This is a genomic window from Microbulbifer weihaiensis (assembly GCF_048323715.1).
Lineage (GTDB): Bacteria > Pseudomonadota > Gammaproteobacteria > Pseudomonadales > Cellvibrionaceae > Microbulbifer.
In genome coordinates, this window is the sequence record NZ_JBLWFL010000027.1 from 1 (window position 1) to 15988 (window position 15988).

Annotated in this window: 4 protein-coding genes and 1 pseudogene; all 5 read left to right on the plus strand. The window is 51.9% G+C overall.

The window, feature by feature from the left end; translation table 11 throughout:
• Positions 1-84: 84 nt before the first annotated feature.
• Positions 85-4479 (plus strand): RHS repeat domain-containing protein, encoded by a 4395-nt coding sequence (locus ACNKU7_RS18570; protein ID WP_418298481.1) that lies wholly within the window; start codon positions 85-87, stop codon positions 4477-4479.
• Positions 4469-5182 carry a hypothetical protein gene (locus ACNKU7_RS18575; RefSeq protein WP_418298482.1) on the plus strand — a complete coding sequence of 238 codons (714 nt, stop codon included), beginning with the start codon at positions 4469-4471 and terminating at the stop codon, positions 5180-5182. The genes ACNKU7_RS18570 and ACNKU7_RS18575 overlap by 11 nt, the downstream gene beginning before the upstream one ends.
• A 199-nt stretch (positions 5183-5381) precedes the next feature.
• Positions 5382-5981, plus strand: a pseudogene (locus tag ACNKU7_RS18580) (transposase); the annotation flags it as partial.
• An 89-nt stretch (positions 5982-6070) separates the two neighbouring features.
• On the plus strand, positions 6071-13708 hold the full coding sequence (locus tag ACNKU7_RS18585) for a putative Ig domain-containing protein (protein WP_418298483.1): 7638 nt from the start codon (positions 6071-6073) through the stop codon (positions 13706-13708).
• A gap of 295 nt (positions 13709-14003) precedes the next feature.
• The coding region (locus ACNKU7_RS18590) for a LamG domain-containing protein (protein ID WP_418298484.1) at positions 14004-15988 on the plus strand (1985 nt) is incomplete at its 3' end.

Here is a 15988-nt window from a genome sequence, read left to right on the forward strand (position 1 = left end):
GTGCCGAGTAAGAACGGCAAATAGAAAATGGGGAAGCGGGAGGCGTGAACTCCCGCTGCTTGAATGAAGACCAGGAATATAACAATGAAGTTTTGTGCCAGGGACGAAAAGTCAGAAAACATCGCACCAGCTCGCAAACCAAGGCGTGGGCAGCTTGCCAGTTATGGGGCTTTGGCTTTATCAGTTTGTGCGCTTCTCTTGGGTTCCTTGGCCCACGGCAAGCCCGGCATCATCAGTGATGGCGCTAAGCCACGGCCCGTTACCTCACAGAATATGGAAGACCTGGAGGATATGCAGGTCAAAGTTCTCGGTGGCAGCGTACGTATGACGCGTCGCTGGACCAGTACGGGCTGGGAATGGAATAGCCGCTGGAATCCAATTCTTAATTACACGCAACAAGTCGCCAAGTTGAAGGCGGAGGGCGTCATCGCGTTAGAGGCTTTCGAGCAGGAAGCCCGACAGATCGCGTTGCAAGAGTTTGGTAAAGGCGTATTCAATCGCGGAGCGGGAGGGGGCGGTGCAGGACGATTTGGACTAGCCGCCCGGCAGACGCAAAGCTCACCAAATAACTGTGCTCAACCATTCCAATTCTATTTGTTTCGCAATGATCAGGCTTATCGTCCAGAGAGGTTTCGCTATGACTATGTGACCTGTATTGCAGCGGGTAGTAATACCTACCGATCACTTTTAAATCAGACCATCGTTAAAGATAGCTTGGGCTATACTTGGACGGATCGTCGTGGCAATTTGATTCGCTATTCGCAAGGCGCGATTGCGTACTATGAAGATAGAAACAACATTCGTGTCAGCTTTGAGTATGATGGCGATCGTATAGCCAAGATTAAGGATCATCTTGGCAATACGGTTATCACTTACCATTGGGAACAATATATTCAGCTTGAAAACGGTCAGCTGGTTGGCCCATACCGCCTTAAAGCGATAGAGGATTACACTGGGCGTACTGTCAATTACAAGTACGGATCAGACAGCGATGATTCTCTCAATTATCGCCAACTGATTGAAGTCGTTGATGTCAGAGGGAAATCCTGGCATTACAACTACGAGTTGCGTACCAATAATTCCCGCACTTTGAAGAGTGTGACAGACCCAAATGGGCGTGTAACCAAATATTCTACAAATGCGGATGGCCATCTGAATGGTTATGAGACGGCAGATGGGGCTGGCGTTCGCTATTCCCACAGCGTAAACGGAGATAAGGAATTCAAGGTTGTCCAGAGCGACAACTCCGGTGTGATCACGGAAACCTGGTACAACCTGATGGGCATGCCCATCAAAGAACTGATCGGTGGTGAGCTTCAGTACGAAGTTGATTATACCTACTCCGAGAACAAAACCGCTCAAGATCTTGCCAAACAGTACCGTTACGAGGGCTCCACCTTGCTGGTCGCCAGCGCGAATGCGGCCCCCATTCGTATTCTCAGTAGTGTGACCACGGATGCCCGTGGCCTTGAAACCAAGCACTACTACGATACTTTCCGCAATATTACCCGCACTGAAAACCCGGACGGCACTTACACCACCACTGAGTGGAACACAGTGCTTTCTTTGCCGCTTAAAGAGCGCGATGAACGTGGAGTAATCACCGAATACGAGTACGACGCCAAAGGCAATTTGCTGACGTTGACGGAAGCTGCGGGCACAGATGACCAGCGTATTACCCGTTACACTTATGATGAATACGGGCAGGTGAAGACCCAGACTACCGGTGAATCCACCGCAGCCAATACCGCACTGGCGACCACGAGCTGGGAGTACGATGACTACGGCAACGTAACCAAAGTTACCAGCCCCGAGCTTGAAGTTACTGAATACAAAGATTACGACGCGAACGGCTATGCACACACTGTCGTGGATGCCCGTCTGAAAATCTGGCCCAAGGTCTATGATGCCGTAGGCAACCTGTTGTCAGACCTCAACCCTTACGGCCAGGGTTTCAAATACGAATACGATGCCGCCGGCGATCTGGTTAAGGTTACCGATGCCAGTGGCAGCAGCCTGCATATCATCAATAACGCCTCAGGCCTGCCGCGCACCGTCACCGATGATGCGGGCAACCTGCTCAAGCTGGATTACGATAAAGGCAATCGGGTCGCTACCATCACCGATGCCGAAGGTTCCACAATCGGTCTTGAATACGACAGCCAGAACCGCCTGAGCGCCATAGTTGACGGTGAGCAGAACCGCACCAAGTACACTTACCAGCAGAACCTGCTGTCGAAAATCGAATACCCCACCTATGCGGAAGAGCTTGGGTACGACAAGCGCGATCGTATCGAGCAGAGTAAGCAGAAGGCCAACAACCTCGAGTACCTGCGTGGATACGGCTACGACCTGGGGAGCAATCTCACCAGTGACACCGACGCGCTGGAAAACACCGAAAAGTATGAGTATGACAATCTGTACCGGCTGGTAGCCATTGTCGATCCGGTCAATGGTGAAGCCAAGAAGACCAAATTCACCTACGATGCCCGCGACAACCTGCTGCAGGTGACAGACCCGGAAGGTCGCCTGACGGTCTACACCTACGATAAGGTCGACCGCCTGAAGACCGAAACCAAGCACGACTTTATCGGTACCAACAAGCAGCGCGTCTACAACTACGATGCCAATGGCAATCTCGTTGAGGTGATCAATCCACAGCAGGAAAAGCGCAGCTACAGCTACGACGACGCCAACCGCCTGAGCAAGCTGGAAGTGTTCGCGCAGAAAGACAATGCACAGCCGGTCAAGGTGGTGGATTACCACTACAACGCCAAGGCCCAGTACACCGGCTACACCCAGCTGCCCGGCGCGGACACCGCCAACGCGACTGCGGATATCGTCCACCACGGCGAAACCTATACCTACGATGCGCTGAATCGCTTGGAATCCGTGCAGGTGGATTATTACGGTGAAGGCGCGCAGGCCGTGGATATCGCTTTCTCCAAAGGCTATAGCTACACCTATTACGGCAATGGGCTGAAGAAGACCTATACCAATCCGGAAGGTATTACCTACACCTATTACTACAACAAGAACAACCAGCTGGCGGCGGTGCACGTGCCCGGGGAGGGGCAGCTGGCGTGGACCAACTTCAACTGGCTGGCTCCGCAGACTTTGTTGTTGCCCGGTGGCAACAAGATCACTTTGACCTACGACGATTTCCTGCGGGTGAAAGAGCGCATTCTGGAGGACTCTGCGGGCAATGATAAAGCGACGGCCCTGTACGAGTATGATCTTGAGAGCAATATCAAGGGGATTGATACCGAGCATGGGGCTTATGCGTTTGCTTATGACGATCTTTATCGGCTGACAGAGGCGGATTATCCGCTGGAGCTGTCGGCGAATGACGAGCAGTTTGGGTATGACGGGGTGGGCAACCGTACCGACTATGCGACCGGTGAGGTTGAGGGGACGGGCGGCGAAGCCGCGGGGACGGAATTTATTCCGTCCTCCTCTGAGGTGCTGGACTACAACGACCACAACCAGCTGACGGCAATCACCGGTGATGATCCGGCCAGTTTCCAGTACAGCGACAATGGTCATACCACGCAGAAGGTACAGGGCGGGGTTACTTGGGATTATCGCTATAACCATGAAGAGCGTTTGATTGCTGTCGATAAGAATGCGCAGACAGTAGGGGAGTATCAGTACAACCCTTACGGGCAGCGGATTCGCAAGCAGACCGATAGTGCGACTTATTTCCTCTATAACGAAGAAGGTATGGGCGCTGAATATGATGCTGGCGGGAATTTGATAAAGGAGTACCACTTCAAGCCTGGTATGCCCTGGATGACGGAGCCATTATTCCAGCGGGTGGCATCAGGGGAAGTTTATTACTACCAGAATGATCATTTGGGTACGCCGCAGCGGATGGTGGATAAGTCTGGGGCTGTGGTTTGGGAGGCTCGGTATGAGGCTTTTGGTAAGGCTGAGATCCTTGCTGAGACTGTTGGGAATAATTTGAGGTTTCCGGGGCAGTACTTTGATGTTGAGAGCGGGCTCCATTGGAACTTGTTCAGGGACTATTCGCCGGGACTGGGAAGGTACATACAGACTGATCCTATTGGATTAAAGGGTGGCTTAAACAGTTTTGCTTATACTGCAAACAACCCAGTCGCGTTAATCGATCCAACTGGTGAGGTGGTGTGGGTACCCATTGTAGTTGTTGGAGTACGCGTTGCGCTTCTGGGGTGGAAAGCATATAAAAATTACAAGAAAGCGAAAAAGCATCGGATTAGAACCTGCAAGATGATCTACAAAGCGTATAAAGCAGGTCAGGCGGCTTCCTCAGTTACAACCGCAAGTTGTGAGTTCAGATTAAAAGGAGCGAAGGCTGAGTGGGAAGGTAGAAAGCTGTACAACCAGCTTGACTGCGATTCTGTTATCCCAACTACAGTTAATCACAAGTTGGCTGAGCAGCAGGCAAAGAGGAAATACGAACGTTTGAAGCAAAGGTGTGGCGATTGTGGCAAATAAAAAAGCAAGGCCGTTTGATCAGCTAGTTTCTTCCCTGAAGCGTCAATTCTCTATTGGCGATATAGAAGAGTCTTCCAGGTTTATGGGGGGGTTTAAGGGGGCAAATGATTTCGGTTACGAAAATGTTTTCCTTGTAAAGACTGTTGAAGATCTGAATCCTGATTTTCTCTATGAAATTCAGTGGGGCATTTATGAAAGTGGCGTTATAAGCCTTCTAGATGTCCAGAATATATACCTTCGTCTATATCTGGCGACTATCTACATTTATGGGGATAGAGTTAGACCTATGTCAGGAGATTGTGACTTAACAAGCTTGCTTATTTGGGGGAAGGGGATAGTAGAGGTAGGGGATGTAAATTTAACGTCGGCGGCAACTAAGTTTTTGGGTGAATTGAACTTGAAAGCTTCGCTAAATTTGGCTTCAAAGTACTGCTACAAGCTAGTCCAAATTTTGATCAATATGTCCATGACTGCGGTAGATCAATACCAGATTTTAGAACTTCTAGAGGAAATCGAAAGTTACGGTTTGGCAATTGAAGATATAGTCGATGTTTCCTTTGAAAGCCCACACTGGATTGAAAATATGCTCTATTCAATCATAAAGCCTTGTTTAGAATTAGAAATTTGGAAATTGTATGGGCTAAGGATTATGAAAAGCGTAGAAACTAATTTAGATATTACTGTTGCGGAGATAAAGAGATAAAAAAATAAAGGGATCATAAAGGGGACAGATCTATTTAAGACGCCCAAATAAACAAGGCAGGGAGTGACGCCAAGAACGATTGAGAAGAGCTATGCCAAGGAAGGCGATAATGTTGGTGGCGAATATGCCACATCATATTGTGCAGCGTGGGCACAACCGCGAGGCGCCAAAATAAGTAAGTAGTCTTGCGGATGAGGATTATCAGTATTACCGGGACAACTTGTTCGAGTGGAAGGATAAGTTGGGGATCAAGTTGTACGCCTGGTGCTTGATGACCAATCATGTCCACCTGCGGTTGGAGCAAGGAGATAGGGCGGAATCGATTTCGCTGCTGATGAAGCGGGTTGCCGGGCGACAGGCGGCCTATGTGAATAAGCTGGAAGGGCGCCGGGGTTCTCTGTGGGAGGGGCGTTTCAAAGCGAGCGTTGTGCAGGTGGAGTCATATTTTCTTGCTTGTTGCCGTTATATCGAGCTGAACCCGGTGCGCGCCGGCATGGTGCGTGGGCCACGCCAATACAAGTGGTCCAGTTATCGCGAGCGGGTTGGTTTCAATGAAGGTTGTGCGCTGGATAAGCACGTAGAGCTGCAGCGAATGGGGCGCAATAGCGTCGAGCGCTTAGCGGCGTATAAAGAATTTGTTCAGGCTGGGGTATCGGCCGACGAGCTGGCCTTTTTGAATGAGGCCTGGTCTCGCAACCAGCTGACCGGTAATGGCCGGTTTGTGGATGAGATCGAACGCAGGGTAGGGCTCAGGGTGGAGCATCGCAGGCCTGGGCGGCCGCGAACGGAAATAGATTGAAGGTCGAGCTGTTTCGGCAATGTTGTAGCCGAAGGGCTCGATTTCAAAAGAATTAATTAAAAGCATTACGAAAATTAGGAATAGGGAACATGTTGCAGCGTTGGGGGATTCTGGCGGCGATTTGGATCAGCACATTGATAGTGCCGGCGGCCGCTACTGCTCAGGAAGAGGCGCTTTGCGCAGAAGTGCGCATTGAAATTCTTCAGGAGCTGACACTGGAGCGCCAGGGCTTTGAAGCCATCATGCGCATTACCAATAGCCTGGATACCTATTCCATTGAGGATATTGCTATTTCGGTCATTTTTACCGATGCCGATGGCAATGCCGTTACTGCGACCTCAGATACCTCCGTCAGCGATGCGGCTTTTTTTATCCGTATTGACGATACCCAGAGTGTGAGTTCCCTGGTCACCGGTGATAACGGTGCAGTGACCGATGCGGTGATCAATGCTGGTAATGTCGGGGAGTTCCGCTGGTTGATTGTCCCCACGGCCAATGCTGCGGGGGAAACCGAAAATGGCAAGCTGTTCTTTGTCGGCGCCACCCTTTCCTATACATACGGCGGTAAAGAAGAAGTGGTGGAAGTGGCCCCGGATTCCATTGTGGTAAAACCCCAACCGCTGCTCACCCTGGATTACTTCCTCACCGAAGAAGTCATAGGCGACGATGCATTTACTACCGAGATAGAGCCCCCAGAACCCTACACACTCGGCGTGCGCATCGATAACAGCGGCTTTGGTGCGGCGAACAAGGTCAAGATCGAATCTGCCCAGCCCAAGATCGTCGATAATGAGCAGGGCCTGGCGATCGACTTCACCATCACCAAAAGTTTCGTCGAAAATCAGGCCGCACAGCCCAGCCTGTTGATCGATTTCGGCCAGATTGAGCCCAGTGCGATGAAAGCGGGCCGCTGGATCATGGAGTCCACGCTCTCCGGAAAATTTACTTCGTTTAATGCGAGCTTTACCCATGCCAACGAACTGGGTGGTGAGCTCACATCATTGATCAAAGCCACCAATGCCCATCTGCTGGTGCGGGATGTAAAAGTGGATCTTGCCGGGCGCGATGCCGTGCCGGATTTCCTCGCTTATGGTGCGGACGACAACTACTACGTGTACGAAAGCCAAGCCACGGGTGCAGATCTGGCGCTGTGTAAAAGCTGCGCGCAAGTGCCGCAGCTCAGTTATAGCTTGGGGGTTGAGACTTCAGGCACCCGTGCGCTGTCCGGCTCGGCGGAAGCCGGTTTTGGTTTCGTCAAGGTATCCGACCCTTATGCGGGGGGAAAAGTACTGCACAAAGTGGTGCGGGATGACGGCAAGCTGCTCGATAGCGCCAACTACTGGATCTCCAAGGAGCGCGCTGAGAACAATATCGACTTCGATCACTTTATCAATGTGTTCGATTTCGGCAGTACCGGTAGCTATACCCTGTATTTTGTGGATGCCAGCGAGGTGCCCCAGGCGCCGGTGATCCAGGCCATTCTGGATCGCAATACCCATGAAGGGAGCCAGGTTGGCTTCCTGGTGCAGTCTTCCGACCCCAATGGCTCGGTGCCCAAACTGAGCGCAACTACGCTTCCCGCCGGTGCCACCTTTACCGATGGCGGTGACGGCACAGGTATTTTCCGCTGGCTGCCGGCGATCGGTCAGGCCGGCAATTATGCGATTACATTTACCGCAACAGACGGTGTGCTCTCCAGCCAGCGCTCGGTCAATATCGCGGTAAACCCGGCAGACGATACCGATGGCGATGGCCTGAACGATGCCTGGGAAATGGAACACTTCGGCAATCTGGATCGCGATGGCTCGGGCGATTACGACGAAGATGGCCGTACCGATGCCCAGGAAGAAGCTGTGGGCAGTGATCCCACTGTACCTGAGGTGGCGCCCGGTGTACCGCAAATCGCCAGTCCGGTGTATGACGGCGAAGTGCTTGCCGGTGCCAGCAGCCTGTTGCCGACGCTGGTGGTCACCAACGGTGAGCACGCACCGGAGATGACGGTCGGTTACCAGTTCGAGATTTATGCCGAAGAAGCCATGCTGAACAAGGTGGCGGAATCGACTCAAGTAGAAGGCTCGGTGACAACCACCTGGACGGTGGCGGCCGGTGAGCTGTTGTCCGGCAAAGCCATTTCCGATAACACCCTCTATTACTGGCGTGTGCGCGCAATCACTCAGGTAGAAGAAGGCAGTGGCGAAGTGCCGGTCGCCTCCGAGTGGCAGGCGAGCCGCTTCTTTGTAAACACCGCGAACGATGCGCCCAGCGCCGCAGCCATCGTTGCCCCGGCGGCGAATGCCATAGTGGCGGACTTGCGGCCCACGCTGGTCGTGGCTCACGCATTGGATCTGGACCGCGATACCCTCTCTTACGGCTTTGACCTGTTTCACGAGTCCGATCTGGAAAACCCCATCGCCCAGGTTTCCGGCCTGTTGCCTGGCGGCAACTTCCAGACCAAGTGGCAGGTGCCAAACCCGCTTGCGGAAGACAATGCCTATGTCTGGAACGCATGGGTACAGGATGAGCACGGCGTGCGTACCGATAGCGTACCGGGCACCTTTCTGGTCAGTACGGAAAATAACAAACCCCTAGCGCCCACGATTGTTGCGCCAAGTGGCGCACTGCAGGATTGGTTGCCGAACAACGGTGTGGCGTTGCGGGTGCGCAATGGCGTAGACCCGGAGCAGCAACCCCTTACTTATCACTTTGAAGTGGATAGCCAGTCGAGCTTTGACAGTGCGGAAAAACGTGCTTCCGGGACCATTACTGAAGCGGCACAGGAAACCTCGTGGACCGTTGACGGTCTGCTGGAAGACACCACCTACTATTGGCGGGTGAAGGTCAGTGATGGTGCGGTGGAGAGCGACTGGGTAACAGCCAGTTTCAACGTGAATGCAGACAACACGGCACCGCCAGTACCCACCTTGCACAATCCCGGTGCCAGTGCGGTGGTCGAGTCGCTACGCCCATTGTTCGAGGTCAATCCAGTCGTGGATCCGGACGGGGATGCGGTGCAATACCAGTTCGAGATCTACTCCGATGCCGCACTGACGCTGCTGGTCGCCAGCCAGCTTCAGGCCGGAACCCAATGGACACCGGGCTTTGATCTTGATGACAACACCCATTATTACTGGCGTGCGAGTGCGAACGACGGCAAAGGTGGCGTTAGCGACTGGAGTGAAGTGAATTCGTTTGCGGTCAACGAAAACGGTGTGAACGATGCGCCCACAATCGCCCTGATCCTGCCCGACAGCCAAATTACACTGGCCGAGCCGGAAATCCTGATTCAATGGCAAGACACTGACCCAGACAGCAGTGCCACCATCTCCATTTACTACCTGTACGAAGGTAGTGGACGCACGTTGATTGCGGCCGATATTGCTGAAGATGCTGATGGCGCTGGTGATCAGTACCGCTGGGATGCATCCGGCCTGATGCCAGGCAACTACACATTGCAGCTGGAAATTTCCGATGAAGACAGCACGGTCGTGGCGGATGGCTGCTGCAATATTGTGGTGCCATCGCAGACCAAGCGTATTACCGCGACACCGCAGACGGATCTGTTGACGGATGAGGCGGGAACAGTAATCGCGGCGGTAAGTGTGGTGCTGGATCAGCCATTACAGACGGGTACCAGCCTGACTCTGAATGTGTCGGTGTCAGACAGCAGCGAAGCGCGTTTGTTAGGTGAAAACTATCTACAGTTTACCGCCGACAACTGGGACACCCCCCAGACCATTCAAATACAAGGTGTTGATGACTGTGAGGTAGATGGCAATCGCCCGTTCAACCTGGTGTTCCAGCCGGCTCAGAGTGCTGATGCCGCGTACAGTGGTTATTTGCTGGATAGTATTGAGTTGATCAACGCTGATAGCGAAGCTCCCGGACAGACGCTCTTTATTTGCCAGTACACGCTTGAGCAGGAAGTCCCCGTAGCGGGTGGCGTGGAAGTGGATTCCCACTACCGTACAGGTTTAACCAATAGCGGCAGTGGGCTGGTGTCTGCGAGTGCGACTCTTACACTGCTGGGATCCCCGGACCTGAATTATTCCGCCAGCGTAATCAGTGGCGGCACTCAAACATTCCAGAATATAGGCGCTGATGCCACGGTGCCTGGTGATGAGGTATTGGTAATCCGCCATCCTGCGTCTCAAGTGATCGATTTCTCCAAGTTTGTTTGGACAATTCAGCCGGGCGATTCACTGGTCAATGTCGAAGGCGACTCTGGTAACAACAATCTGCAAGGCAGTGATGGTGCCGACATCATTGATGGCAAAGCGGGTAACGATACGATCTTCGCAGGCGAAGGCGATGACGTCGTTATTGGTGGCACCGGCGCTGATAAACTCTATGGCGAAGGTGGCAACGATACGTTTGTCATAGAAGGTAATGATGGCCATGCGGATCGCGTAGACGGTGGCGACGGCTTTGACCAGATACTTGGCGGTGCGAGTGATGATGCCATTCGGCTGAGTGTATTTACCGGTGCGGCCACTGTTGAGCGTATAGACGGAAGTGGTGGCTTTAATGCGATTTATGGTACTAGTGCAAACAACGTATTGGATTTTTCAAATACCGAGTTGCTGAATATCGCCTTCATCGATGCACTCGATGGAAACGATACCGTATACGGTAGTTCATCGAACGATAAGATTATCGGTAATAAAGGCAGCGATCGCCTCTATGGCAATGCGGGCGACGATATATTCGTTATCGAGGGCAATGATGCCGGCTACGACCGGGTTGAAGGCGGCGCAGGCTTTGACCAGATCATTGGTGGTGATGGCGATGACTGGTTCCGCTTCAATGTCTTTAATGGCGATGCGCGGGTCGAGGCCATTGACGGTGGTGCCGGAGTCAATTTTATTAAGGGTTCGGATACCAACAATACCCTCGATTTCCGTGGTGTGAGCCTGATCAATATTGCCCGTATAGCGGGTGGTGCAGGAAATGACAGCATCTATGGATCCAGTTCTGCTGATACCATCGTCGGTGGAATGGGTAGTGACAGGCTTTACGGTGAGGCCGGTGACGACCGTTTCCCCTTGACAGCGGGAGATACAGGCTTTGATCGTTATGAAGGTGGTGACGGCGAAGACTGGATAGTCGGCACCTCTGCAGACGATGCGATCCAGTTGAGTGTGTTCAATGGTGTTGCACGGGTAGAAGTCATCGATGGTGATGGCGGAATGAACCAGATCCTGGGTAGTGCTGCCAACAACGTACTCGATTTCTCAGAAACCCAGTTAATATCGATTGATTTGATTGATGCAGGTAGTGGCAACGACACGGTTAAAGGATCAGCGTCGCCTGACGTGATCATTGGCGGCTTGGGCTCTGACCTCATTTATGGTAACGGCGGTGCCGATACTTTCTACATAACCGAAGGTGACACCGGCTTTGATCACTATAACGGCGGAGATGGTGTAGACCGCCTGCTGGGTTCGGATGCAGATGACGATATCAGGTTAAGTGTATTCCGGGGCAATAGCCGCGTAGAGATCATTGACGGTGGGGCGGGTATTAACCGTTTGGTCGCATCCAGTACGAACAACGTGTTCGATTTCAGTGAAACCCAGTTGCTCAATATCCAGGAAATCGATATGGGCGACGGTAACGATACAGCGTATGGCACTGACAATGCGGATCGTATTATCGGTGGCAACGGTTCCGATTACCTGTATGGCAATGGTGGTGACGATATCTTCATTGTCACCGAAGGCGATACCAGTGCCGATCGAATAGAAGGTGGCGACGGCTACGATACGTTGATTGGCTCTGCCGCCGATGACACCTTGATCTTTAGTGTTTTCAGGGGCGAGGCACAGGTAGAAAAAATCGATGGTGCAGCGGGCCACAATATTATTTCTGGTACCGCCAGCAATAACATACTCGATTTCCGCGGCACAGAGCTGGTCAATATCGCACTGATTAACGCGGGAGATGGCAATGACACCGTCTATGGGTCTGAGCTGGCGGATGTCATTGTGGGGGGCGTCGGCAGCGACATTGTATACGGTGAAGCGGGCGACGATCTCTTCAAGCTTACCGAGGGTGATGCCGGGTTTGACCAATATCGAGGCGGTGCAGGAACAGACACCCTGCAAGGTACACCTGGAAATGATGAATTCCGCTTCTCGGCGTTCGCCGGTGAGGCATCGGTAGAAATCATTGATGGGTACGGAGGCGAAGACCGCATATTGGGAACGGATACCAATAACACCCTCGATTTCTCCAATACTCAGCTCATTGGAATCATTTCGATAGATGCCGCGGGCGGGAACGACACGGTATACGGAACCAGTGCGGCTGACACCATTATTGGAGGCATGGGAAGCGACTATGTCGATGGCGGCGATGGTGACGATACTTTCTTGATTACCGAAGGTGATCCCGGAAGTGATCGCTACATTGGCGGCAATGGATTTGACCAGATCCTGGGAACCGATGTCGATGATGACCTGATATTTTCTGTTTTTAACGGTGTCTACACCGTGGAGAAGATTGACGGGAAAGGTGGTGTTAACCGGATACTTTCTAATGACAGCAACAATGTTTTGGATTTCTCAGAAGTAACACTACTGAATATTTCCCAGATTGATGCCGCCGCAGGGAATGACACGGTTTATGGTACGGCAGCCGCCGATGTCATCATCGGTGGTTTGGGTAGTGACAGCGTTTATGGCAATGCCGGTGATGACGTATTTATCCATACCCCAGGCGATACCGGCCATAACCGTTATCAGGGCGGGGAGGGTACCGATACCCTGCAAGGCTCGAGTGGTGATGATGAATTCCGTTTTACCGTTTTCGCCGGTGATAACACCGTGGAGGTAATTGACGGAAATGGTGGTAGTGACCAAATCCTGGGTAGCAGCGCGAACAATACGTTGGATTTCCGTAATACATCGTTGGTAAACATTGTGCTTATCAATGCCCTGTCTGGTAACGATACGGTTTACGGCACTTCCGAAGACGACACCATCGAAGGTGGTGCAGGGAGTGATAACCTGTATGGCGAAGGTGGAGATGATTTATTTGTAGTGACCGCAGGCGATACGGGTTATGACCGCTACTCAGGTGGCGATGGTTCCGATGAAGTGCGAGGAACAATCGGCAATGATCTGATACGTCTCGCTGCTTATTCCGGAGCCAATACGGTTGAATTAATCAATGGTAATGGTGGTACCGATATTGTTCAGGGAAGTACAGGTAATAACGTGCTGGACTTCTCTTCTACTGAGCTCGTTGGTATTGCTGAAATCGATGCGTCGAAAGGCAACGATACGGTTAAAGGCTCTTCCCGCAACGATACGATTCGCGGCGGCGAGGGCACTGATACCCTAATCGGCAACAGTGGTGGGGATATCTACCTGTTTTCCCGTGGTGATGGTATCGACTCCATTCGCGATTCCGGCTCCAGCGCGGAAGATAGGCTGCGGTTCGAAGGTGCCATTGCTCCGGAAGACCTGTGGTTGGTCAAGAACGGATCACATCTGGATATCTACCTTCTGGGCGGTTCCGAGAAAGTGCAGATTCGCAACTGGCAGTTGACGGCGGACGCAATCGAAATCATCGAAACAGAATCCGGCGCGCAGCTATTGGTGGAAAACGTCAATGATCTGGCCGATTTAATGACGGCTATCGGTGTTCCACAAGACGGTTTGATCAGTTTAAGTGGCGAACAGCAGGCTCAGTTGAGTGAGAGCAGGGCAGCAGCCTGGCAGTGAGACTGTTAGGGAGTCGCTGAAAAACTACTGTGCGTGTGCCTGATGGCCTCCGGCGGTGCTCGGGATGCTCATGTATTATCTATACATTTCGCTCTCTGCGCTCCGGCGGCCACCATCTGCCACCCGCCCGCTACTTTTTGGCGGTTCCCCAAGACTTATTTGTAGGCGCGGCCGCTTGCCGCTACAACAACAAAAAAGGATAGGCAGATAGCGCAACGCATCTGCCAACAGCAGCGAAAAATACAACCGCTGCTGGACTACGGGCAAATTGGCCCTTTGGAATTTGGGGGAATCAATGAAAGGGCGTTTACTTTCATTACTTGTTATTGCGTTTGGCTTTCTTGTTGTAACCACATCTTCACAGGCGGGTGAATACCGGGATCTGATAATGGCCGATGGCCCCATCGCCTACTGGGCCATGGAGCGAAACCAAGGTTCCACTCTAAACGACGAAACTGGTAATGCACCCGCTTTCACCAGCAAACGCACTCCGGAATTTGTTGACAGCGAACGCGTGATTGCGGACGCGGTAGTCTTCGACGGCCAGGAGCAATATCTGTCGCTGAATACAGCGCTATCTGCTTTCGCTACGCCCTTCACCCTGGAGCTCTGGGTAAAACTTGACGAGATCACTGGTCGCCATATTCTGCTGCAACAGGGGGAGGGTGATGCCGGCAGTGTGCCATTCAGCCTCCACCTCGCTGGCAACTCCCGCACTTTCGACACTGGCGCACAGACCGCCGGCCATTTTGCCTTCGTACTCAACGACGGCCAGCAAACCATAGCCCTTTCCGATCCCCAGGTCGCAGCTTTGGATGAGTGGTACTACTTGGCTGTTACCTACAGTGGTAGCTCTCTGAGTCTGTTTCGCAATGGCGAGGTTGTCGCATCGGTTAGCTACAGCGGGGGCATTTTACCCACTGCCCAGCCTTTTTATCTGGGTGGGCAGCCGGACAATGCCACATATTTAGACAACGAATGGTCGAAGGTTGGAAATAGCTTAAGCATCGCTGGTGCTGGAGGTGGAAGTGGTGCAACTGTATTTATTGATGCGTCCACTATCGTATATGTAGATACAAATAACGAGCAGTTGAGGACATATCAGTGGAATGGAAGCGACTGGTCCCAAGTCGGTAACAGTTTGCAGCTCGGGTCACTGTCTTCGACATCAATGGCAAGATTAAGCGCTACTGAAATAGTTCTGGCGGGAGATTATTCGGAAATAAAAGGTTCGAGCCTGAGAACATTTTCTTGGGATGGAACCGACTGGTCCCAAGTTGGCAATACTCTTCAATTAGACGCTTACTTCGGAACTGTGTCTGTAACCACAATTGATACAAATCGTATTGCATTTCGGGAAGGCTCTTTATTTGCTTATGAGTGGGATGGAACTAACTGGACAAAGTTGGGTGGCGCCCTTCCTGGAGCGTCAACAAGTGCGAAAATAGCATCGATTGCAACCAATACGATTGCCTATGCCGACAGCGCGAGCGATGAATTGCGAACTTATTTGTTTGATGGGGTCGACTGGATTCAGATTGGCAATGCCTTAAGTGTTTCACCAGCCGGGGGCGTATTTGTCACATCAATAGGTGGGGGCAGAGTAGCTTTTATCGATAGCTCTAACGATGAGTTAAGGGCTTATTCGTGGGACGGGGTTGATTGGGCCCTGGACAGTGCCGGGCTGCCAATCAGCGGTACTTCTTTCGCAATGTCCAGTTACGACACTCCGCTCCTTGCGATATACGGCAGTGGAATTTTGGAGGCGTACCAACTTTCCGATGTGGATGGCATGGCGCTGGAGGCGGTTCAGGGATTGATTGGTGATGTCGCTTTTTATTCCAAATCTCTTGCCTCAGAGGATATTGAAGAACATTTTCAAGGAATGTCGATACCTGAGACGATCGTTTTCAATGAAAACTTCCATATTACATCTTCAGATATGGAGTACGAGGGGAAAGATGTCATTGTTGATGGGGCGGAAGTTACCATTGATGGAGAACATAATTTTAAAAGTCTGATTATTCAGAATGGAGGGGTAATTACGCACTCAGACTCTGCGGCTAATGTGTTGGTTTTAGAGATTGATGAATCGGTAAAAATTGACGCAGCTTCGAGTATTAATCTGAATGGTAAGGGTGACTTACCGCTTGCGGGCGACTATCTCTACTCTGGTGGAAGTTATGGTGGTCTTGGCGGTCGAGCGTCTACGACTGGGAATACAAATGCCCCATTCGGCGATTATAAGCAGCCACTGGATTTTGGTGCTGGTGGTTATCC

Bases quoted from the DNA above. Each gene is read 5' to 3' on its own strand.
- ACNKU7_RS18570 (WP_418298481.1), top strand. From the start codon at position 85: ATGAAGTTTTGTGCCAGGGACGAAAAGTCAGAAAACATCGCACCAGCT.
- ACNKU7_RS18585 (WP_418298483.1), top strand. From the start codon at position 6,071: ATGTTGCAGCGTTGGGGGATTCTGGCGGCGATTTGGATCAGCACATTG.